A 22,149-nucleotide genomic window follows, 5' to 3' on the forward strand; every position below is an offset into this window, starting at 1 on the left:
GAGCGATTTTATGGAAGCGCCATTTGTCGATACGTCATTTATAGATGCGCTGTATGAATTGCGTCATCAGCCCCGCCTGCACCTAGCGATCCAGGAAGAACGCGATGCCGATGCGCTCTTTACCCTGATTCAGCAGGAAAAAGCGCGCTTACGGCGTACTTTACCCTGGCCTGATTCCGTCAAGAGCGTCGATGACACGCGTGAAACCATTCGCGCCAACCGAAAGGCCTTCTTCGACAAAACGGCCGCCGTGTACATGATCCGCTGGGACGACGCGCCGGCTGGCATCGTCTCCTTCAACACGATTCAGGATAAAGAAGGCACCATCGGCTATTGGATCGCCGAAGCCTTTGAAGGCAAAGGCATCGTTTCTCAGGCTGTCAGTACACTGATAGCCGCCTATACCGATGCCAACCTCGTTGAGCGCTGCGTCATCAGAGCCTCAACCGCCAACATGCGTAGCAACGCTGTCGCTCAACGGCTTGGCTTCCGCTTTCACCACACGGAGAAAGACGCCGAGCGGATTGGCGAGCAGTGGTTCGATCACAATATTTATCACTATCCCGCCTGATATTACCTCGCATGCTTTCCACCACCTGATGCGCTGGCCTTCCGGCTGCGCATCAGGTTCTTTCGTTCCACGACGTGTTTCACTTATCGTGTCGTTATTATTTTGTGACTAACGTCACAAAAATGTTGAAATCCGATCTCATCTTCGCTACCATTAAAAAACGTGATGAACATCACATTTAACTAACCCGTTAGAGGAGCCTGATAATGAAAACTTTTCGCAAAATCAGCAAATTCTTTAAAAGAATGGGAGATGTTTATGTCAGTTACTGTGAACGTATTGGGTCAATCATCAGCCCGTTCTGATTGTGATATAAACAATCTCTAAAGCCGCCTCCTACAGGCGGCTTTTGTTTTTTCAGCCTCTCTGTCACCCTGTTCATCCCCCTTTCCTTTTTGTCTACCCACACGTCGCAGATTTGTGCAGCACACCGCATGCCTGAACATTCTCTTTTAAAAACAGCTCAATGCGTTTTCCTTTCACGGCAAAACCACCGTTAACAGACTATGCTTTTCTCTAGCTGTACTTGCTTCGCGTCCCCGACGTCTGCGCTAAAAGATAAAAAGGACATGGCTATGAGTAAAGTTAAACAACAGGATATTGACCGTCTGATCGAACTGGTCGGCGGGCGTGAGAACATCGCGGCGGTCACACACTGCATCACTCGTCTCCGCTTCGTCTTGCACGACTCGTCCAAAGCTCATCCCAAGAACATCGAAGAACTGCGTATTGTCAAAGGGTGTTTTACCAACGCCGGACAATTTCAGGTCGTGATCGGCACCAATGTGGATGAGTATTACAAGGCACTGCTCGCCACGACGGGCAAAGGCGAAATCAATAAGGAAGAGGCCAAAGTCGCCGCTCGCCAGAACATGAGCTGGTTTGAACGCAGCATTTCACATTTTGCCGAGATCTTTTTCCCGCTGCTTCCCGCGCTCATCAGCGGGGGCTTGATTCTCGGTGCACGTAACGTCATTGGCGATATCCCGATGCGCGACGGGCAAACGCTGGTACAGCTCTACCCAACCTGGCAAACCATCTACGATTTCCTCTGGCTGTTGGGTGAAGCCATCTTCTTCTATCTCCCCGTTGCGGTCTGCTGGTCAACCGTACGCAAAATGGGCGGCACGCCCATCCTCGGCATCGTGCTGGGCATCACGCTGGTATCGCCGCAGCTCATGAACGCCTACCTCATCGGTCAACAAACGCCTGAAGTGTGGAATTTCGGCTGGTTCACGATTGAGAAGATAGGTTATCAGGCACAGGTCATTCCGTCCGTCCTGGCCGGGATGGCGCTGGCGATAATCGAGACAAGGCTGAAAAAAATCGTGCCGGATTACCTCTATCTGGTGGTCGTGCCCGTAACCTCACTTATTCTGGCCGTGTTCCTGGCACACACGTTAATTGGCCCGTTTGGCCGTATGATTGGTGACGGTGTCGCCTGGGCCGTTAAAGCGGTCATGACTGGCAGCTTCGCCCCTGTTGGCGCAGCGCTGTTTGGGTTCCTGTATGCGCCGCTGGTCATCACGGGCGTGCACCAAACGACGTTAGCGATTGATATGCAGATGATTCAAAGTATGGGCGGCACACCGGTTTGGCCGCTTATCGCGCTGTCTAATATTGCTCAGGCGGCTGCCGTCGTCGGGGTGATTCTCGTCAGCCGAAAAGCCAACGAACGTGAAATTTCTGTTCCCGCCGCGATTTCCGCCTTTCTTGGCGTGACCGAACCGGCGATGTACGGTATCAACCTGAAATATCGCTTCCCGATGCTGTGCGCCATGATCGGTTCTGCCGCCGCCGCGCTCATTTGCGGCCTGTACGGCGTAACGGCAAATGGCATCGGCGTAGGCGGATTGCCGGGCATTCTCTCCATCAAGCCACAGTTTTGGGGAATCTTCGCTATCGCCACGCTGGTTGCCACCGTCATTCCGATTGTGCTGACGTCGCTGGTCTATAAGCGTAAAAGTCGCAATGGCACACTCGACCCTGCATAGCAGTGACATATAATTATTATCTCAACTCAGGCCGTGCAAGCACGGCCCCCTGTAATAAAGGAGCGACCTCATGACGATGAACGCCTCGCTTCCCTGGTGGCAAAACGGCGTAATTTATCAAATCTATCCGAAGAGCTTTCAGGACAGTACCGGAAATGGCATTGGCGACATCGCTGGCGTCACCACCCGACTCGATTACCTGCAACAGCTGGGTGTCGATGCGATCTGGCTGACGCCGGTTTATCTTTCTCCTCAGGTTGATAACGGCTATGACGTCGCCGACTACTGCGCCATCGACCCAACCTATGGCACGATGGCCGATATGGAAACGTTGATCGCGGAAGCGCACCAGCGCCGTATCCGTATCGTCATGGATATGGTGTTCAACCACACCTCGACGCAGCATCACTGGTTCCTGAACGCGCAGGATCGCCGCAGCCCGTACCGTCATTTTTATATCTGGCGTGATGGTAATGACGGTGCACTGCCCAATAACTGGCGATCAAAATTTGGTGGGCCAGCCTGGCAGTGGCACGCGGAAAGCAAACAGTATTATCTGCACCTTTTCGCTACCGAACAGGCCGATCTGAATTGGGAACACCCACGCGTACGCGATGAATTAAAACAGGTTTGTGAATTTTGGGCGGATAAAGGCGTGGACGGGCTGCGGCTGGACGTCATCAACCTGGTCTCCAAGCAGCAGGACTTCCCGTCTGATGCTCAGGGCGATGGACGCCGTTTCTATACCGATGGCCCCCTGATTCATGATTACTTGCAGGAATTCAGTCAGGATGTTTTTCAGCCACTCGGCTTGATGACCGTCGGTGAAATGTCATCTACCTCGCTGGAGCACTGCCGCCGCTACGCCGCGCTGGACGGCAGCGAACTCTCCATGACGTTCAATTTCCATCATCTGAAAGTCGATTATCCCAATGGGGAAAAATGGACGCTGGCGGAACCTGATTTCATCCAGCTTAAGCAGATTTTTAATCACTGGCAGCAGGGAATGCACAACCACGCCTGGAATGCGTTGTTCTGGTGTAATCACGATCAGCCACGCATCGTGTCACGCTTTGGTGACGAAGGCGAATTCCGTGTGCAGTCCGCCAAGATGCTGGCAATGGTACTTCACGGTATGCAAGGTACGCCCTATATCTATCAGGGCGAGGAACTGGGTATGACCAATCCCGGCTATACGCAGATTGAACAATACCGTGACATTGAAAGCCTGAATCAATTTGCTGAACAGCGCGATCGCGGCCAGCCAGAGGCACAAACCTTAGCAATCCTCGCCAGCAAGTCGCGCGATAACGGCCGTGCGCCGATGCAGTGGGATACCAGCAAGCATGCTGGATTTACGAGTGGTACACCGTGGATAACGCCATGCCAGAATTTCACCCACATTAACGCGGAGCTGGCGCTGGCGGATAAAGAGTCCGTCTTCTACACCTACCAACAGCTTATCGCTATGCGTAAAGCGCTTCCGCTGCTGACGTATGGCGAGTATCAGGATCTTTTGCCAGACCATCCTACCGTCTGGTGCTATCAGCGTATCTGGGAAGGACAGCGGCTTCTGGTTCTGGCAAACCTCAGCAAGCAGCCCCTGCTCTGGCAGCCTCCCATTGATACTCATGACCGCCGCTGGCGACTGTTACTCAGCAATTACCCTGACGCCCAGACTCAGCCCGCAATCCTGGAGCTACGCCCGTTTGAAGCCATCTATTGGGTACAAGGAATGCCGGAGAAAGAGGATAAGATTCAGGACTAAAGGATATCGAGAGATGTAGCGGGTAACCCCGCTACATTATTCCTGGAAACTACATTACCAGAAACTAGATTGGCAGAAACTAGCGCTTAGCCAGCAGTAATCCTAACACCAGACCTACCGAGGCACCGATACCGATACCGTGCCACGGTTTGTCATGCACATAGACGTCGGCTTTGTCGGCCACCTGCTTGGCGCGTGCATAATAGCTGTCAGTTACGCCAATACGGGCTTTGACTTCCAGCAGCGCTTTTTCAGCGCCCTTCTTCAAATCAAGGTAGGCTTGGTCTGCCTGATCGCCCGTATAGCGCAATACCTCATCCAGCGTTTCAGACAGAAGTTTTAAATCATCATCAACACGAATATCTTCAGGCTGTTTTTTTGTCGCTGCCATAAAGTGCTTCCTTCTGTTATGAAAAGTCATTAGTTATAAATCGTTGCCTTGTTAACTATAGACAATTTTGCGCCTTTGCTACGGCTTCAACAGACCAGATCATTCCTAAAACGTATTTTGCTTCCATAAAAAAACGCAGTGAGCGTTTTTCAACGTCGCTTGCGACGGCCCGAAGGGTGGCGAGCAGGAAGCTCGCCATAAAAAAACGCCGTTGATTCTCATCAACGGCGTTTCATAACTCAAGCAGACTCTCGTCAGCGGTTACATCATTGGCTGCGCCAATTGCACCAGAGAGATAAGCGGCTGCGGATACAAACCAAAGAACAGCACTGCGATGGAGGAGATCAGTACGACCACACCACCAGCGGTTAAAGCCCAGTTGTTTGGCGTATCACGCTGCAACACCTGCGGCGCATTCAGGAACAAACTGACCATCACACGCAGATAGTAGTACAGGCCAATGGCGCTACCCAGCACGACCGCACCAGTCAGCCACCACAGTTCAGCGTTAACACCGACAGCCAGCACGTAGAATTTACCGAAGAAGCCCAGCGTCATCGGAATACCCGCAAGAGACAGCATCATCACCGTCATCACCGCAGACAGGATCGGTTTATGCCAGAACAAACCACGGTAAGAGAACAGTGAATCAGCATCCGGCCCACGGTACGGGCTGGACATCAGGCTAACCACACCAAACGCACCCAGGCTGCTGAACAGGTAACCCACCAGATACACGCCTACGGTTTCCAGCGCCAGTTGATGGCTCTGAACCGCAATCAGGGCAACCAGCAAATAGCCCAAATGCGCGATGGAAGAGTAGCCGAGCAGACGTTTGATGTTGGTTTGCGATACCGCCATCACGTTACCGAACAGGATCGATGCGAATGCGATAACACCCAGCACGATTCTGACAGACTCGCTGTCAGCCATCGGCGCATACAGGAACAAACGCATGACTGCACCGAAAACGGCAATTTTACCGGCTGTCGCAAGAAACGTAGACACAGGTGCAGGCGCGCCCTGATACACATCAGGCGTCCACAGCTGGAACGGAACCAGAGACAGTTTGAAGCCCAGACCGACAATCATCATCCCCAAGCCTGCCAGCAACAGCGGCTCATGGATTTGGTGATCGCTCAGGCTCTTACCGAGGCTGGCAAAGCTCATATCACCTGATTCAGCATAAATCAGCGCCATCCCAAACAGCAGGAAGGAAGAGGCCGCTGCCGACAGCAGCATGTATTTAATACTGGCTTCCAGCGAACGTTTCAGGCGGAAGGCATAACCGACCAGACCAAACAACGGCAGAGAAAGCAGTTCAATCCCGATGAACAACGAAGCCAAATGGTTAGCGCTCGCCAGCAGGATCCCACCTAACGCAGCAATCAGAACCAGCAAGTAGAACTCATCACGGTTGTCTGGGTAGCCTTGCAGCCACGGATAGGCAAACGTGCTGGTTGCCAGACTGGCAAGCAGAACCAGTCCGGTATAGAACATCGAGAAGCCATCAACACGCAGCAGCGGCGTCACGTCCGTTGGGCCAGCCTGACCGACAAAGTACAGTGACAGCAACGCAATATTCAGGCCGATAACCGTCATGGTTGCGTTGACAAAATGGTTGCGTCGCCACGCAATGCACAGCATCACAACCACTACCGTCAATCCGACGATCAACAGCGGCGATAGCGCAATTAGTTGTTGAAGAGTTATTGTCATGGCGAATTACGGCCTTGTTGTTGAAATAATTGAATCTGGAGCAGACGACATAAACCACTGCTGGATATTTGACATCGCGGCACTGGAGGTATCCAGAATCGGTTGCGGGTAAACCCCTAACAACACCAGTAATACCACCAACAGCATCACGATAGACAATTCGCGGAACGACATACTCTTCAATGGTTCATCAGACTTAGGCGTACCGTAATAAGCACGCTGAATCATGATCAGTGAGTAGACCGACGCAAATACCAGACCGAAGGTTGAGATCACCGTAATCACCGGCACAACCTGATAGCTGCCGAACAGAATCATGAATTCGCCAACAAAGTTGCCCGTTCCTGGCATCCCCAACGTCGCGACAGCAAAGAACAGAGACAGCGCTGGCAGGTATTTCAAACGCGCCCACAGGCCGCCCATTTCACGCATGTCACGAGTATGCAGACGCTCGTACAGTTGACCGCACAGAATAAACAGACCGGCAGCGGACAGGCCGTGCGCAATCATCTGAATTACTGCGCCCTGATAAGCCAGTTGATTACCGGAATAGATGGCAATCATGACGAAGCCCATGTGGGACACCGAGGTGTAAGCGATCAGACGTTTGATGTCAGTCTGTTTAAAGGCCAACCAGGCACCGTAGAAGATACCAATCACACCCAGCCACATGGCAATCGGTGCAAAGGCATGGGAGGCGTTCGGGAACAGCGGCAGGCTGAAACGCAGCAGACCGTAGGCCGCCGTTTTCAACAGGATCCCCGCCAGATCAACAGAACCCGCGGTTGGCGCCTGGCTGTGTGCATCCGGCAGCCAGCCGTGCAACGGCACAACAGGCATTTTTACAGCAAACGCGATGAAGAAGCCCAGCATCAGCAGATATTCAACACCGTATGACATCGGCGTCTTCAGCAGGTCTTCATAGTTGAACGTCCAAACGCCGGTGGCATTGTGATGCACAAAGACCAGCGCCAGAATCGCAATCAACATGATCAGGCCACTTGCCTGGGTATAAATGAAGAACTTGGTTGCCGCCGTAATTCTGGTTTTACCATCGGAGCCTTTATGCCCCCACAGTGCAATCAGGAAGTACATCGGTACCAGCATCATTTCCCAGAAGAAGAAGAACAGGAACATGTCGATGGCAAGGAACACACCGATAACGCCGCCAAGAATCCACAGCAGGTTCAGGTGGAAAAAGCCCTGATAGCGCTGAATTTCATTCCAGGAACAGAGGATTGCCAACACGCCCAGCAGCCCCGTCAGCACCACCATCAGCAGCGACAGGCCATCCAGCGCAAGATGGATACCGATGCCGAAGCGTGGGATCCATGGCACATAAAACTCGGATTGCCATTGTGGCACGCCTGTTGGCGCAGTCAGAGAGTAACCGCCTTGCAACCACAGTTGCAGAGACAGTGCGAGTGTCAGCCCCATTGCAATCAACGCTATCCAGCGCGGTACTTTCGTACCAAAACGCTCTAACTGCCAGCACAGCAGACCGCCGATAAAGGGGAGAAGAATTAGCCAAGGTAGTAGCATGGCGTTTTGTGTCCCTAAATTAAAGAAATCTGAAAACTTGCCGTGGCGGGCATCCCTACCTGCGGAATGCCCTACCTTTTATACGTTACCGGATACTGCTTTAGACCAGCAGTAACAAGGCCAGTACCAGCACGGCACCAAAGCCCATAGAAGCAACGTACCAGCGCAACTGACCATTCGCACTGAGCGCTAGCCCACGGTTACCCCAACGGGTAATCGTAGCCGGAAGCGTCATCAATGCATTTAACGGATCACGCTGCAACAGCTTCGCGATAGCCAGATACGGTTTCACAAAGACATGGTCATACAACCAGTCGAAGCCCCACGCGTGGAACCACCAGGTCGAGAAGAAACGACCTGGAGCACTCTTCGCGATGCTGCTCACCGCCTGACGTTTACCCAGCCACAGCACAGCAGCAAGCAGAATACCGGCAATCGCCACCACGCCAGAGGTAATTTCCAACGTCATCAACTGACCATGTTCAAGCTCTGTCGTCGCCGGCAATACACCGTGCAACGGCGGAACAATCATCGCACCAATAAAGGTGGACAGAATCATCAGCACAACCAGCGGTAAGTGGTGAGAAATGCCTTTTCCTGCATGCGCTTTGGTTTTCTCTTCACCGTGGAACACGATGAAAATCATACGGAACGTATACAGCGAGGTCATGAAGGCACCGGCCAATCCAGCCACCATCAGATTGATGTGACCATTTGCCCATGCGCCAGCCAGAATCTCGTCTTTACTGAAGAAGCCTGCGGTAACCAGCGGCAGTGCAGCCAGCGCCGCGCCCCCGACCAGGAAGCAAACATAAACCAGCGGAATCGTTTTACGCAGGCCGCCCATCTTGAAGATGTTCTGCTCGTGGTGGCAGGCCAGAATCACCGAACCAGAAGAGAGGAACAGCAGCGCTTTAAAGAACGCGTGCGTCATCAGGTGGAAAATCGCGGCATCCCATGCCTGAACGCCCAGCGCCAGGAACATGTAACCAATCTGGCTCATAGTAGAATAAGCCAAGACGCGCTTGATGTCGGTTTGAACCAGAGCGGCAAAACCCGCCAGCACCAGCGTTACTGCACCCACAATTCCTACCAGATGCAGAACATCCGGTGCCATCAGGAAGAGGCCGTTTGTGCGCGCAATCAGGTAAACGCCCGCGGTAACCATCGTCGCGGCGTGGATCAGTGCAGAGACCGGCGTTGGACCCGCCATCGCATCTGCCAGCCAGGTTTGCAGCGGCAGCTGTGCCGATTTACCGACGGCACCACCCAGCAACATCAGCGTAGCCCAGGTGATTTCCGGTGAACCTTCAGCCAGTTTCTGCGGTGCCAATACCATCAGCTCGCGGAAGTTAAGCGTACCCAGTTCTTTGTAAAGGATGAACAGGGCAAAGGCGAGGAAGACGTCACCCACACGCGTAACGATGAAAGCTTTCATCGCCGCCGCGCCGTTCTTCGGATTGGTGTAGTAGAAACCGATCAGCAGGTAACTGCACAGCCCCACCCCTTCCCAACCGAGGTACATCAACAACAGGTTATCTGCCAGTACCAGAACGACCATACTCGCGATGAACAGGTTGGTGTAGGCAAAGAAGCGGGAATATCCCTCTTCCCCACGCATGTACCAGGAGGCAAACAGGTGGATAAAGAAACCAACGCCTGTTACAACGGACAGCATCGTCACCGAAAGGCCATCGAGCGTCAGCGTTACGCTGATGTCGAAGTTGCCAACGGCCATCCATGTCCACAAATGCTGATTAAAGAAGGTCACGCCACCGTGCTGTTGGCCCATGAAATCGACCACAACCCAAGCGGTAACCAACGCTGCCAGACCAATCGAGCCAACACCGACAGTCGCGGACGTATTTTCCGACCAGCGACCGCGAGAAAATGCCAGCAACAGAAAGCCGAGCAGCGGGAAGAGTATTGTTAAATAGAGTAAGTTCATCCGCGCATCTCACTGACTGTATCAATATTCAGGGTCTGACGACGACGATACATTTGTAGCAACAGTGCCAGACCAATACTGGCCTCAGCCGCTGCCAGCGTAATCGCCAGAATGTACATCACCTGACCATCCGGCTGCTGCCAGTAACTGCCTGCAACGACAAAAGCCAGCGCGGCAGCATTGATCATAATTTCGAGACTGATCAACATAAACAGCAGGTTACGGCGAATCAACAGACCAGTCAGTCCCAGAACAAACAGGATAGCGGCTAAAATTAACCCATGTTGTAACGGAATCATGCGCGTTCCCCCGTTATTTTCTTCTCAACGTCCTGGTTCGCGCCTTCTTTACTGACAACGTCACCACGTTTATCTTCACGACCAATGTGGAAAGCGACAACCAATCCCGCCAGCAGCAGCATTGATGCCAATTCAACAGCCAGAACATAAGGACCAAACAGGCTGATACCCACGGCTTTCGCCTCAACTGGCGTACCCGTTATGCCCTGCTCTTTCAGGCTAAGGATGGCATTGACGACAATCACCAGTAATGCCAGTGAAAGAATGCTCGGACCGATCCAGACGCTAGGCTTCAGCCAATTCCGCTCTTGTTCTTCTACGGAATTACCGAGGTTGAGCATCATGACCACGAACACAAACAGCACCATGATGGCACCTGCATACACGATGATGCTCAGCGCGCCGGCAAAATTAGCCCCCAGCGAGAAAAATACGCCCGCAATCGCCATAAGCGAGGTGACCATATACAACAATGCATGCACAGGATTGGTATGCGTAATGACGCGCAATGTCGCCAGTATCGCAATCAAGCCTGTGGTATAAAAAGCGAATTCCATGCTAGCTCCTTAGGGCAACAGGCCTTTGACATCAATGGGTTTAGCTTCGTTTTCAGCTTCGCCTTTGTCTTTCCCATCGATTGCCATACCAGCCATCCGGTAGAAATTGTATTCCGGATATTTACCCGGCCCCGATATCAGCAAATCTTCTTTCTCGTACACCAGATCCTGACGTTTGTAGTCGCCCATCTCGAAATCCGGCGTCAGCTGGATAGCAGTTGTCGGGCAGGCTTCTTCACAGAAGCCGCAGAAAATGCAGCGCGAGAAGTTGACGCGGAAGAACTCTGGATACCAGCGACCATCTTTGGTTTCCGCTTTCTGCAATGAGATACAGCCGACCGGACAGGCCACCGCACACAGGTTGCAGGCAACGCAACGCTCTTCACCATCAGGATCGCGCGTCAGCACGATACGACCACGGTAGCGCGGCGGTGGATTCACAGGCTCTTCTGGATACATTCTGGTTTCGCGCTTCTTAAAAGCATTCGATCCCACCATACAGATACTGCGTATCTGGGTGCCGAAACCAACCACTAACTCTTTCAATGTCATGGTTTATTCACCCCTTCTTAAGCGTTGTACAAAATGACGGCCGCTGTCGCCAGCAGATTCAAAAGCGTTATCGGCAGACAGACTTTCCAACCGAAAGACATCACCTGGTCATAACGCGGACGGGGTAACGAAGCACGAATCAGGATGAACATCATCATGAAAAAGCCTGTTTTCAGCGCAAACCAGACAAACGGAGGCAGGATTGGACCATGCCAGCCACCGAAGAATAAGGTCACCATCAGCGCGGAAACAGTCACGATCCCGATATATTCCCCGACAAAGAACAGACCGAATTTCATACCGGAGTATTCAATGTGGTAACCATCTGCCAGTTCCTGTTCAGCTTCAGGCTGGTCAAACGGGTGACGGTGACACACCGCCACGCCTGCGATGGCAAACGTAATAAAACCGAAGAACTGCGGGATCACGTTCCACAGGTGTTCCTGAGAATCGACGATGTCACGCATGTTGAACGAGCCCGCTTGCGCGACAACCCCCATCAATGACAGGCCGATGAACACTTCGTAGCTTACGGTCTGAGCAGAAGCACGTACCGCACCCAGCAGCGAGTATTTGTTGTTACTTGCCCAGCCAGCAAACAGCACCGCGTAAACGGCCAAACCTGCCATCATCAGGAAGAACAGGATACCGATGTTCAGATCGGCGACACCCCAGGTTGGCGTGATCGGCACAATCGCAAAGGCAATCAGCATTGACGTAAACGCGATCATCGGTGCCAGTGTGAAGATCACCTTATCGGTGAAATTCGGCACCCAGTCTTCTTTGAAGAACATCTTGATCATGTCAGCGACAAGCTGCAATGAACCGCCCCAACCTACCCGGTTCGGTCCATAACGTCCCTGGAAGAGGCCGAGCAGTCGACGTTCACCCATACTCATGAATGCGCCACAGGTCACCACAACCAGCAGAATCACGATCGCTTTTCCGACGGAGATCAGAATCTCGATTAATTCCGGTGTTAACCAACTCATTGTGCGGCCTCCCGCAGATTTTCAACGGTTGCACCCGCCAGCACCGGTGCAATGCCCGGCAAGCCCAGCGGTAAACCAACCTGTCCCTGACTCAATGTCGCACTTAAGCGCAGTGGCAGACGTAGCGTTTGTCCTGCACAGGTCAACTCCAGCAACGCACCGGCGTTCACGCCCAGCGTTGCCGCATCAGCCGGGTTCACCATAACGTAAGGCTCTGGCATACGCTGCTGAATCACGTCAGAACGCTGTGACATTTCATCACTACCAAACAGGTGATAATACGGCGCAACACGCCATTGACCCGCCTGTGGGACGAAAGCCGCAGGAATGTTATTGAAATACGCCAGCGAACCTTCTCCGGCTTCGATCATACGCACACCCGGATCGCCATGACGCAAATGTCCGCCCACTTCGTCCTGGAATTTGTTCCAGGCTTGCGGTGAGTTCCAGCCTGGTGCCCAGGCAAACGGAATTTGCTGACGATTAGCTGTCGGGCTGTTGTTCCCTTCCATTGAGAAGGCAAACATAGTGTCTTTATCGACGGGCTGACGCGGTTCATGCACGCTGATATTGGCACGCATCGCAGTACGGCCGCTGGAGCGAATCGGTGAACGCGACAGTTTCTGACCACGAATACGGAACGAGGCATCAGGCGCGGCATCTTTAATTGCAGCCAACTGCGGCAATTCAGCAACACACGCATCAATCACGTTATCCAACTGCGTCCAGTCAACCTGACGGCTGTTATAGGTGATATACAGCGAGTGCAGCCAGCGCCAGCTTTCCAGCATCACAATTTTGTCGTTGTAGTACGTTGGGTCATAAACCTGGAAGAAACGCTGAGCGCGGCCTTCCTGATTCACCAACGTACCGTCGCTTTCAGCAAAGCTGGCGGCAGACAGAATGATGCTGGCCTTATCCATGATGCGAGTACGCTGATGGTCAACCACAATCAGGTTTGCAGCTTTTTCCAGTGCCGCGTCAACGCGAGCGATTGGAGCATGACGGTAGAGATCGTTCTCCAGAACCACCACGCTATCAGCGTCGCCGTTTTCCAACTGCGCCAGCGCGTCATCCAGCGAACCGCCCCCCATGATTGACAACCCGATGCTGTTGGCAGCAGGAGCAACAAAGGTGATGCCGACGTCAGAACCGCGATTTTTCAGCGCCTTGGCAACGTTTGCCGCCGCAGAGATCACTTCCTCGCTACCTGAATTGGTACCGGAGATGATGAGTGGTTTTTTCGCACCGGCCAGCGCCTGTACGATGATATCGACTTTCTGGTCGAGGCCCGCAGCCAGATCGGTAACTGCTGGTGCGCTGCTATCCAGACCGTGTGCAATGGCAAAACCAAGGCGAGCCTGATCGGCAACTGGCGCACGGTAGTTCCATGCGGCGATGTCGTCCAGACGGGTGTTGTCGACGTTGGTGACAAACAGCGGATGCTTGGCATGCTGACCGATGTTCATGATCGCCGCAATCTGCCAGTCAGCCACTTTCTGTGCTGCTGCCATTTCGCGAGCTTTACCTTTAACAGCCTGACGAACTGCCAGTGCGATACGCGCACCTGTCTGCGTCAAGTCTTCACCCAGAATCAGAACCGCATCGTAGCCTTCGATCTCACGCAGCGCCGGTGTTCTCACACCGCTTTCACGCAGCACTTTCAGGATCAGTTGCAGACGATTTTGTTCTTCCTGCGCGATACCGGTGTAGAAGTTTTCAGCACCAACTAACTCACGCAACGCGAAGTTGCTTTCAATGCTGGCACGCGGTGAACCGATGCCGATCGTTTTCTTCGCCTGACGCAGCACATCCGCCGCACCTTGCAATGCCTGATCGGCATTCAGCGCGATCCAGTCATCACCACGACGTTGCAGCGGCTGGTTCGGACGGTCTTTCTGGTTGACATAGCCGTAACCAAAACGGCCGCGGTCACACAGGAAATAGTGGTTTACGCTACCGTTGAAACGGTTTTCGATACGACGCAGTTCGCCATAGCGCTCACCAGGGCTGGTATTACAGCCGATGCTGCACTGTTGGCAGACGCTCGGTGCAAACTGCATATCCCATTTACGGTTATAGCGCTCGGAGTGCGTTTTATCGGTGAATACACCGGTAGGACACACTTCAACCAGGTTGCCGGAGAACTCGCTTTCCAGCGTGCCATCTTCCGGGCGACCGAAGTAGACGTTGTCGTGAGCACCGTAAACACCGAGATCTTTGCCATCCGCGTAGTCTTTGTAGTAACGCACGCAGCGATAGCACGCGATACAGCGGTTCATCTCATGAGAAATGAACGGCCCGAGATCCTGATTGCGGTGGGTACGTTTGGTGAAGCGATAGCGACGGAAGTTCTGCCCCGTCATCACCGTCATATCCTGCAAATGACAGTTACCGCCTTCCTCACACACCGGACAATCGTGCGGATGGTTGGTCATCAGAAACTCAACTATCGTCTTACGGAATAGCTTCGCTTCTTCATCTTCAATCGCGATGAACGTTCCTTCGGTTGCCGGTGTCATACAAGACATCACCAGACGACCGCGGGTGTCTTCCGCGTTTTGGTACTGTTTTACCGCACAGAGGCGGCAGGATCCGACGCTCCCGAGCGCGGGGTGCCAGCAAAAGTAAGGAATATCAAGTCCCAGAGTCAGGCAAGCTTCAAGAAGGTTGTCTGCTCCGTTTACTTCATACTCTTTGCCGTCTACATGAATAGTAGCCATAGTCAGCATGCTTCCATAATGGCCCGTGTTACCACGAGCGCTAATCAAAAATTCTGTATACCCTCACTTTCAAATCGCAAATGCGTTGGCTACCTGCGCCTTGAAATCTATTGGGTTTATGAGGGTGGCTTATTTGCGCCACCCTGCGGATACATTCACTGCATCTCGCACGTGTTGAGCGATAGCTTACCAGCGCTCTTTCAACAGGTTAGGCTGAATACCGCCAATCGCTTTGACATTGCCTAAATACTGTTTAGAGATACCCGCTTCGAATTCTTCCCGGAAATACTTGATGGCACTTTGCAGCGGTTCGACCGCACCCGGCGCATGCGCACAGAAGGTGTTACCCGGTCCGAGAAAACGGCAAAGTTGCTCCAGCGTTTCGATATCGCCTGGCTGGCCTTCACCCTTCTCCAGCGCACGCAGAATCTTCACGCTCCACGGCAGACCATCGCGGCACGGCGTACACCAGCCACAGGATTCACGGGAGAAGAATTCTTCGAGATTGCGCGTCAGCGAAACCATATTGATTTCGTGATCGACGGCCATCGCCAATGCGGTACCCATACGGCTACCCGCTTTCGCAATGTGCTCAAAATCCATCGGCAGATCGAGATGGCTTTCCGTCAGGAAATCCGTACCGGCACCACCCGGTTGCCAAGCTTTCAGCTTCAGACCATCGCGCATACCGCCCGCGTAGTCTTCCAGAATTTCACGCGCAGTCGTACCGAACGGCAGTTCCCACAGGCCCGGATTCTTGACGCGGCCGGAGAAACCCATCAGTTTCGTGCCTGCATCTTTACTTTTACCCGCAGACAGCCCCTGATACCACGCCGCACCGTGCTCGATAATCGCCGGGACGTTACACAGCGTTTCCACGTTGTTAACGCAGGTCGGTTTGCCCCACACACCCGCAGACGCCGGGAACGGCGGCTTAGAGCGTGGGTTAGCACGACGGCCTTCCAGTGAGTTAATCAGTGCAGTTTCTTCACCGCAGATATAACGCCCAGCGCCCGTATGCACGAACAGCTCGAAATCAAATCCGCTGCCCAGAATATTTTTGCCCAGCAGGCCAGCCGCTTTCGCTTCTTCGATTGCGCGACGCAGGTGAACGGCAGCTTCGATGTATTCACCGCGCAGGAAGATGTAGCCACGGTAGGCTTTCAGCGCAAAGGCGCTGATCAGCATGCCTTCAACCAGCAGATGAGGCTCTTGCTCCATCAGCAGGCGGTCTTTATAAGTGCCGGGTTCCATCTCATCCGCGTTACACAGCAGGTAGCGGATATTCATGCTTTCGTCTTTCGGCATCAGGCTCCACTTCAAGCCTGTCGAAAAGCCTGCGCCGCCACGCCCTTTCAGGCCAGCGTCTTTAACCAGTGAGACCACTTCATCCTGCGCCATGCCGGTTAACGCTTTTTGCGCGGCGGCATAGCCGTTTTTGCTGCGATATTCATCCAGCCACACCGGCTGTTTGTCTGCACGTAAACGCCAGGTCAGAGGATGCTGCTCAGCAGTCAGAACAATGTCTTTACTCATTGATACTGCTCCAATAACGATTCAATTCCTTCCGGCGTCACATGGGTATGGGTATCTTCGTCAATCATCATTGACGGCCCCTTGTCACAGTTCCCCAGGCAGCAGGTCGGCAACAGCGTGAAACGTCCATCGAACGTTGTCTGTCCCGGTTTGATGCTGAGCTTACGCTCAAGCGCGGCCTGAACGCCCTGATAGCCATTGATGTGGCACACGACGCTGTCGCAATAGCGAATAACATGACGCCCGACAGGCTGACGGAAAATCTGGCTGTAGAACGTTGCCACGCCTTCCACGTCACTGGCAGGAATACCCAGCAACTCGGCAATCGCGTGGATAGCCCCATCCGGTACCCAGCCGCGTTCTTTCTGCACAATTTTCAGTGCTTCGATTGACGCGGCGCGTGCATCTTCGTAGTGATGTTTTTCGTGCTCAATGGCGTCACGTTCAGCATCACTCAATACAAAAGCATTGTCTTTTGTCAGCGAATCGGCAGCAGGTTGTCCCTGAGCGTCAATATGATCGTGATTGTTATGATCATGCATAATTAGCGGTCCACATCTGACATTACGAAATCAATACTGCCGAGGTAAACGATCAGGTCGGATACCAGACACCCACGAATGACAGAAGGAATCTGTTGCAGGTGCGCATAGCTCGGCGTGCGAATACGGGTACGGTAGCTCATCGTGCCGCCGTCGCTGGTCAGGTAATAGCTGTTGATACCTTTCGTTGCCTCAACCATCTGGAATGATTCATTGGCAGGCATCACCGGTCCCCAGGAAACCTGGAGGAAGTGGTTGATCAGCGTATCGATATGCTGCAACGTGCGCTCTTTTGGCGGCGGCGTCGTCAGCGGGTGATCCGCTTTGAACGGGCCTTCCGGCATGTTCTTGAGGCACTGATCCAGAATACGTAAGCTCTGACGCAGTTCTTCGACTTTCAGCATAACGCGGCTATAGCAATCGCTGATGCCGTCACCGACTGGCACTTCAAAGTCAAAGTTTTCATAACCGGAATACGGACGCCATTTACGCACGTCAAAACCAATACCAGTGGCACGTAGACCCGCACCCGTTACGCCCCAATCCAACGCTTCTTTCGCATTGTAGGCGGCGACGCCCTGAGTACGGCCTTTCAGAATGGTGTTCTGCAACGCAGCCTTGACGTAGGTATCCAGACGACTTGGCATCCAATCAAGGAACTCACGCAGCAGACGTTCCCAGCCGCGTGGCAGATCGTGTGCCACACCGCCAATACGGAACCACGCTGGGTGCATACGGAAGCCGGTAATCGCTTCAACCAAATCGTAAATTTTCTGGCGGTCAGTAAACGCAAAGAACACCGGTGTCATCGCACCGACGTCCTGAATATAAGTACTGATATACAGCAGATGGCTATTTATACGGAACAGCTCAGACAGCATTACGCGAATCGTCTTGACGCGATCCGGCACCTCAATACCTGCCAGTTTTTCCACGGCCAGTACGTACGGCATTTCGTTAACGCAGCCGCCGAGGTATTCAATACGGTCGGTATAAGGAATGTAGCTGTGCCAGGATTGGCGCTCGCCCATTTTCTCCGCACCGCGGTGGTGGTAGCCCACATCTGGCACGCAGTCGACGATTTCTTCACCATCCAATTGCAGGATAATACGGAAGGCACCGTGTGAAGATGGGTGGTTCGGACCGAGGTTGAGGAACATGAAGTCCTCATTTTCAGTACCGCGCTTCATTCCCCACTCTTCCGGTTTGAACGTCAGCGATTCCATCTCCAGATCTTCTTTCTGCTTGGTCAGCTCGAAAGGATCGAATTCGGTCGCACGCGCCGGATAATCTTTACGCAACGGATGACCTTCCCACGTCTGCGGCATCATGATGCGCGTCAGGTGCGGGTGACCATTGAACGTAATACCAAACATTTCCCACGTTTCACGCTCATACCAGTTGGCGTTCGGGAACAGTTTGGTCACGGTCGGTACATGCAGATCGCTCTCGGCTAACGCGACTTTCAGCATGATGTCGCGGTTACGCTCGATGGAAATGATGTGATAAAAGACGGAGTAGTCGGCAGCAGGTAAACCTTCACGATGGGTGCGCAGGCGCTCATCCATACCGTGCAAGTCAAACAGCATCACATAAGGCTTCGGCTGTTTTTTCAGGAATGCGACAACATCCAGTAATTGCTCACGCTTGACCCACACAACAGGGATACCTGTGCGGGTTGCCTGTACAGTAAATGCATCTGGTCCAAAACGGTTACACAGTTCGCCAACGACCGGATCGTTAAGGTGATCGCGGGTTTGCCAGCCTGGCTGAGCGAGATCGTGTGTCGTTAAATCTGTCATAAATATGTCACCACATTAAATGTGCTATTTCTGTAGCTGATAATGACCGCACACTATTATCGAGGTATTACACGGTCACCGGGTTTATCATCTACAGGTCAAATCTCATCAGGCGAACGCAGGTTAGTCACAGCGATTCGTTCGCCGCGTTTGCGCTCACGCTCAGATTGCATGTTGGCGCGGTAAACGCCCTGTTCACCCACCACCCATGACAGAGGGCGGCGTTCTTTACCGATGGATTCTTTCAGCAGCAGCAGCGCTTGCATGTAGGCTTCAGGACGCGGCGGGCAGCCCGGAATGTACACATCAACAGGCAGGAATTTATCTACACCCTGAACAACGGAATAGATATCGTACATACCACCGGAGTTAGCACATGCGCCCATGGAGATAACCCATTTAGGCTCCAGCATTTGTTCGTACAGACGCTGAATAACGGGGGCCATTTTGGTAAAGCAGGTTCCCGCGACTACCATGAAGTCAGCCTGACGTGGCGACGCACGCAGAACCTCAGCACCAAAACGTGCCACGTCATGAACGGCGGTAAATGACGTCACCATTTCTACGTAGCAACAAGACAGGCCGAAGTTGTACGGCCACAGGGAGTTCTGACGCCCCCAGTTCACCGTATCGTGTAATGCATGTTCCAGTTTGCCCATATAGACACTGCGGTGAACATGTTGCTCCAGAGGGTCGGAAACGATCTCCTGACTTTGCAGGGGATAACGGTCATTCTCACCGTCCGGCTCTATGCGGGTGAGCGTATAGTCCATCTTAAAATGCCTCGCTGTTACTGCGGATGATTGTTGGTAGTGTTGATGATGTCTGATTTAACGACTTGTCTCTTGGAACGTACCGGGGTCCAGTCAAGTGCCCCAACGCGAACCAGATAAATCAAACCAGCCAACAGCACCAAAATGAAAATGGTTGCTTCAATGAAGCCAATCCAGCCGCTTTCTTTGATAGACACAGCCCAAGCGTAGAGATAGAGGGCTTCAACGTCGAAGATTACGAAGAACATAGCGACAAGATAAAATTTAGCAGACAGGCGCAACCGCGCTGAACCTACGGAGTCGATACCGGATTCATAAGGTACGTTTTTGGCCCTGCCTTTTGCTCTCCCTCCCAGCAAGAATCCACCGGTCAGCATGAAGACGCAAAGGCCTACGGCAATGATAAGGAATAGCCCAAATGCCCAATGATGGGCGAGGATTTCAGTAGTTGTTGACATTCTCTTTGCTTACTCATCAAAAGTGGCGGGTAACATCTCTGCTCTATTATCGGCAGTTAATGCGCCACATCGATTAAAAGGAAGGATTAATAACCACAAAAAAGCATGGAAACGTATCAGGTAAGCCTTGCTTGGTATGGTTGAGCCCCTAAATTTGTAACCTTTTTTTCAACCTTACTAAAAATAACAGTACATTACTTTACATGCACGCTGTTTTGTTAACATTTTGTGTTCTCACCCGCAGCTAAATCGAGTCAGTACTTTTGTCAGTTAACCAGTGTGCAGCAGCACACGAAGCAAGTTAACCGCGTCACTATACCATTTTCACAGAAAATGCCTGTTCCCCCATGTGGTTATTAGGGGTATTTTTTGATCCAGCACACATTTTTACCAATTTAGTTAGTAAAAAAATCAAGATGATGCTGGATAAGATTTGATGCTATTTTCCATAACATTATTTTAAAAAAATAGAACCGACGTTTTATAAAGCGGGAGAGATCATTAATCTCGCCACGCCTAGCCTATTGATGTGAAATGGAAAACGCAAAGTGGGATCGGCGGGAAGAAAGCAGGCCAAGAAGGCGCTGCCGATGTGGGTTTAACACCTTAGTCATAAATCATCATCATTCGGGGTGCATCCCTACCCTCCCCGAATGATAGTTAACTACCCATTACGATTAGATCGCATCCTTCAGCGACGGGTCGGAAGACAATCTTTCATTCGTGCTGTTTGCTAACATGCTGACAGGCGTAATGTGAGAGGGCTTCCCTGATTCAATCACATTGAAAATTGCCGTTGCCAGCTCATTCTCCTGATTAGGATTCTGGCAGAGGAAATAACGCGTTTCAGGCAACCTCGGCAACCCCTCCTCTTCGCCCAACACCCGTAATTCCGGGCTCATCATTTCCACTGACCGCACGGTAATACCCATACCAGCCTTCACCGCAGCGCGCACAGCAGAGAGCGTTGAAGCGACATACGCAATTCTCCAGGGGATTCCAGCGGCCGTCAGCTGTTGTGTAGCCAACGTCCGGAAAGGACTCGGCTCATCCAGAACAACCAGAGGGACAGGTTCTTGCGATCGGAACTGATAATCCGCCGCGCAATACCATAACGTTGGAGAACTACGTAATAACACATGAGGAAACACCACACCGTTCATTGTGGTAATAACCAGATCTATTTTCCCCTGATTCAACATTTCCATCATTTCAGCGCTGCGTTTTACGCTGACATTGACGGAGAGTTTAGGAAATACGGATGTCACCCGATGCAAAATATAAGGAAGTATGGTGTCTGCCGTATCGTCAGACGCCCCGATGGTCAGCGTACCCTGAATATCGCTGTACATTAATGAAATACAAGCTTCATCATTGAATTGTAATATTTTTCTGGCATACCCCAGAAACTGGATACCATGTTCGGTCAGCAATTTATTACGCCCGTGCCGGGCAAAAAGCTCCTTTCCGATGAGTTGCTCCAGCCGCTGCATCTGCTGGCTGACAGCCGATTGGGTTCGATTGACTGCGCTCGCCGCTGCTGCAAATGTATTTAAATCTGCAACGGCAACAAACGTCCTCAGTAAATCAAGATCGAGATTAAGTACTGGTCGATTTGCACTGGTCATACGATTTTTCACTTATCTATTTTAATTTTAACAAAATATTCCTGGTGTTTTATTACATGTACAGGTAATGACCGATACATTTAAAGACACTATCGCAGACGCACGATAAGGGCAAAAAAATACTTATATTTCGTTACCACTATCGCCTTTCCATTGGTAAGACATCATGTAATTAAATGACTCACCAGCCTTAATCCTTAATTCAATAACAACGGCACCTTCCCTTTATTTCAACTTGCGAAATAAATACGCTCCACACTTAAATAAACACGATCTCCCTGTCACCCTATTCTGGCGCTAAAAAAGTGCGGCATGAACAGTTGTCCGCCCCCTACCATATCGCACCATCCAACG

Annotated in this window: 18 protein-coding genes; 3 read left to right on the forward strand and 15 right to left on the reverse strand. The window is 52.2% G+C overall.

Going from position 1 to position 22,149, the window contains the following annotated elements; genetic code table 11:
• Nucleotides 1–10 precede the first annotated feature (10 nt).
• The 3 genes from H4F65_RS15100 to treC all read left to right on the forward strand — a co-directional run bounded on the left by H4F65_RS15100 (nt 11) and on the right by treC (nt 4,333).
• On the forward strand, nt 11–571 hold the full coding sequence (locus H4F65_RS15100; RefSeq protein WP_010278830.1) for a GNAT family N-acetyltransferase: 561 nt from the start codon (nt 11–13) through the stop codon (nt 569–571).
• A 575-nt stretch (nt 572–1,146) separates the two neighbouring features.
• On the forward strand, nt 1,147–2,565 hold the full coding sequence (gene treB, locus H4F65_RS15105; RefSeq protein WP_010278838.1) for a PTS trehalose transporter subunit IIBC: 1,419 nt from the start codon (nt 1,147–1,149) through the stop codon (nt 2,563–2,565).
• A 76-nt stretch (nt 2,566–2,641) separates the two neighbouring features.
• Nucleotides 2,642–4,333, forward strand: coding sequence for an alpha,alpha-phosphotrehalase (treC, locus tag H4F65_RS15110; RefSeq protein WP_039320085.1), 1,692 nt, complete (start codon nt 2,642–2,644; stop codon nt 4,331–4,333).
• 79 nt (nt 4,334–4,412) lie between these two features.
• On the opposite strand, the gene elaB is transcribed toward treC, so the two are convergent.
• From elaB to lrhA, 15 genes are all read right to left on the reverse strand, one after another.
• Nucleotides 4,413–4,724 (reverse strand): stress response protein ElaB, encoded by a 312-nt coding sequence (gene elaB, locus H4F65_RS15115; protein ID WP_010278848.1) that lies wholly within the window; start codon nt 4,722–4,724, stop codon nt 4,413–4,415.
• A 261-nt stretch (nt 4,725–4,985) separates the two neighbouring features.
• Nucleotides 4,986–6,443: an NADH-quinone oxidoreductase subunit NuoN gene (gene nuoN, locus H4F65_RS15120; RefSeq protein WP_010278852.1), complete on the reverse strand. Its 1,458-nt coding sequence runs from the start codon at nt 6,441–6,443 to the stop codon at nt 4,986–4,988.
• Nucleotides 6,444–6,449: 6 nt separating this feature from the next.
• Nucleotides 6,450–7,985 (reverse strand): NADH-quinone oxidoreductase subunit M, encoded by a 1,536-nt coding sequence (gene nuoM / locus H4F65_RS15125; RefSeq protein WP_010278855.1) that lies wholly within the window; start codon nt 7,983–7,985, stop codon nt 6,450–6,452.
• Nucleotides 7,986–8,085: 100 nt separating this feature from the next.
• On the reverse strand, nt 8,086–9,933 hold the full coding sequence (nuoL, locus tag H4F65_RS15130) for an NADH-quinone oxidoreductase subunit L (protein ID WP_010278858.1): 1,848 nt from the start codon (nt 9,931–9,933) through the stop codon (nt 8,086–8,088).
• Nucleotides 9,930–10,232: an NADH-quinone oxidoreductase subunit NuoK gene (nuoK, locus tag H4F65_RS15135; RefSeq protein WP_005969835.1), complete on the reverse strand. Its 303-nt coding sequence runs from the start codon at nt 10,230–10,232 to the stop codon at nt 9,930–9,932. Before nuoK ends, nuoL begins: the two co-directional genes overlap by 4 nt.
• Complete coding sequence (gene nuoJ / locus H4F65_RS15140) at nt 10,229–10,789, reverse strand: NADH-quinone oxidoreductase subunit J (protein ID WP_010278881.1); 561 nt, start codon at nt 10,787–10,789, stop codon at nt 10,229–10,231. The genes nuoK and nuoJ overlap by 4 nt, the downstream gene beginning before the upstream one ends.
• 9 nt (nt 10,790–10,798) lie before the next feature.
• Nucleotides 10,799–11,341, reverse strand: a complete 543-nt coding sequence (gene nuoI, locus H4F65_RS15145) for an NADH-quinone oxidoreductase subunit NuoI (protein ID WP_010278884.1) — start codon at nt 11,339–11,341, stop codon at nt 10,799–10,801.
• Between the two features lie 17 nt (nt 11,342–11,358).
• On the reverse strand, nt 11,359–12,333 hold the full coding sequence (nuoH, locus tag H4F65_RS15150; protein ID WP_010278889.1) for an NADH-quinone oxidoreductase subunit NuoH: 975 nt from the start codon (nt 12,331–12,333) through the stop codon (nt 11,359–11,361).
• Nucleotides 12,330–15,056, reverse strand: coding sequence for an NADH-quinone oxidoreductase subunit NuoG (gene nuoG / locus H4F65_RS15155; RefSeq protein ID WP_039320002.1), 2,727 nt, complete (start codon nt 15,054–15,056; stop codon nt 12,330–12,332). The genes nuoH and nuoG overlap by 4 nt, the downstream gene beginning before the upstream one ends.
• 186 nt (nt 15,057–15,242) lie before the next feature.
• Nucleotides 15,243–16,592, reverse strand: a complete 1,350-nt coding sequence (nuoF, locus tag H4F65_RS15160; protein ID WP_010278895.1) for an NADH-quinone oxidoreductase subunit NuoF — start codon at nt 16,590–16,592, stop codon at nt 15,243–15,245.
• A complete protein-coding gene (gene nuoE, locus H4F65_RS15165) occupies nt 16,589–17,134 on the reverse strand; it encodes an NADH-quinone oxidoreductase subunit NuoE (protein ID WP_010278898.1) in 546 nt (181 codons plus the stop codon). Before nuoE ends, nuoF begins: the two co-directional genes overlap by 4 nt.
• A 2-nt stretch (nt 17,135–17,136) precedes the next feature.
• Nucleotides 17,137–18,936, reverse strand: coding sequence for an NADH-quinone oxidoreductase subunit C/D (gene nuoC, locus H4F65_RS15170; protein ID WP_010278900.1), 1,800 nt, complete (start codon nt 18,934–18,936; stop codon nt 17,137–17,139).
• 98 nt (nt 18,937–19,034) lie between these two features.
• A complete protein-coding gene (locus tag H4F65_RS15175; RefSeq protein WP_010278902.1) occupies nt 19,035–19,709 on the reverse strand; it encodes a NuoB/complex I 20 kDa subunit family protein in 675 nt (224 codons plus the stop codon).
• Nucleotides 19,710–19,726: 17 nt separating this feature from the next.
• Entirely contained in the window at nt 19,727–20,167 is a 441-nt protein-coding gene (locus tag H4F65_RS15180; RefSeq protein WP_010278904.1) for an NADH-quinone oxidoreductase subunit A, read from the reverse strand.
• A gap of 677 nt (nt 20,168–20,844) precedes the next feature.
• Nucleotides 20,845–21,795 (reverse strand): transcriptional regulator LrhA, encoded by a 951-nt coding sequence (lrhA, locus tag H4F65_RS15185; protein ID WP_010278906.1) that lies wholly within the window; start codon nt 21,793–21,795, stop codon nt 20,845–20,847.
• Between the last annotated feature and the right edge of the window lie 354 nt (nt 21,796–22,149).

The sequence above is a fragment of the Pectobacterium brasiliense genome (assembly GCF_016950255.1).
Taxonomy (GTDB): Bacteria; Pseudomonadota; Gammaproteobacteria; order Enterobacterales; family Enterobacteriaceae; genus Pectobacterium; species Pectobacterium brasiliense.

Excerpts from the sequence above, each read along its gene's own strand:
- H4F65_RS15100 (WP_010278830.1), top strand. The coding sequence starts at position 11 with ATGGAAGCGCCATTTGTCGATACGTCATTTATAGATGCGCTGTATGAA.
- treB (WP_010278838.1), top strand. The coding sequence starts at position 1,147 with ATGAGTAAAGTTAAACAACAGGATATTGACCGTCTGATCGAACTGGTC.
- treC (WP_039320085.1), top strand. The coding sequence starts at position 2,642 with ATGAACGCCTCGCTTCCCTGGTGGCAAAACGGCGTAATTTATCAAATC.
- elaB (WP_010278848.1), bottom strand. The coding sequence starts at position 4,724 with ATGGCAGCGACAAAAAAACAGCCTGAAGATATTCGTGTTGATGATGAT.
- nuoN (WP_010278852.1), bottom strand. The coding sequence starts at position 6,443 with ATGACAATAACTCTTCAACAACTAATTGCGCTATCGCCGCTGTTGATC.
- nuoM (WP_010278855.1), bottom strand. The coding sequence starts at position 7,985 with ATGCTACTACCTTGGCTAATTCTTCTCCCCTTTATCGGCGGTCTGCTG.
- nuoL (WP_010278858.1), bottom strand. The coding sequence starts at position 9,933 with ATGAACTTACTCTATTTAACAATACTCTTCCCGCTGCTCGGCTTTCTG.
- nuoK (WP_005969835.1), bottom strand. The coding sequence starts at position 10,232 with ATGATTCCGTTACAACATGGGTTAATTTTAGCCGCTATCCTGTTTGTT.
- nuoJ (WP_010278881.1), bottom strand. The coding sequence starts at position 10,789 with ATGGAATTCGCTTTTTATACCACAGGCTTGATTGCGATACTGGCGACA.
- nuoI (WP_010278884.1), bottom strand. The coding sequence starts at position 11,341 with ATGACATTGAAAGAGTTAGTGGTTGGTTTCGGCACCCAGATACGCAGT.
- nuoH (WP_010278889.1), bottom strand. The coding sequence starts at position 12,333 with ATGAGTTGGTTAACACCGGAATTAATCGAGATTCTGATCTCCGTCGGA.
- nuoG (WP_039320002.1), bottom strand. The coding sequence starts at position 15,056 with ATGGCTACTATTCATGTAGACGGCAAAGAGTATGAAGTAAACGGAGCA.
- nuoF (WP_010278895.1), bottom strand. The coding sequence starts at position 16,592 with ATGAGTAAAGACATTGTTCTGACTGCTGAGCAGCATCCTCTGACCTGG.
- nuoE (WP_010278898.1), bottom strand. The coding sequence starts at position 17,134 with ATGCATGATCATAACAATCACGATCATATTGACGCTCAGGGACAACCT.
- nuoC (WP_010278900.1), bottom strand. The coding sequence starts at position 18,936 with ATGACAGATTTAACGACACACGATCTCGCTCAGCCAGGCTGGCAAACC.
- H4F65_RS15175 (WP_010278902.1), bottom strand. The coding sequence starts at position 19,709 with ATGGACTATACGCTCACCCGCATAGAGCCGGACGGTGAGAATGACCGT.
- H4F65_RS15180 (WP_010278904.1), bottom strand. The coding sequence starts at position 20,167 with ATGTCAACAACTACTGAAATCCTCGCCCATCATTGGGCATTTGGGCTA.
- lrhA (WP_010278906.1), bottom strand. The coding sequence starts at position 21,795 with ATGACCAGTGCAAATCGACCAGTACTTAATCTCGATCTTGATTTACTG.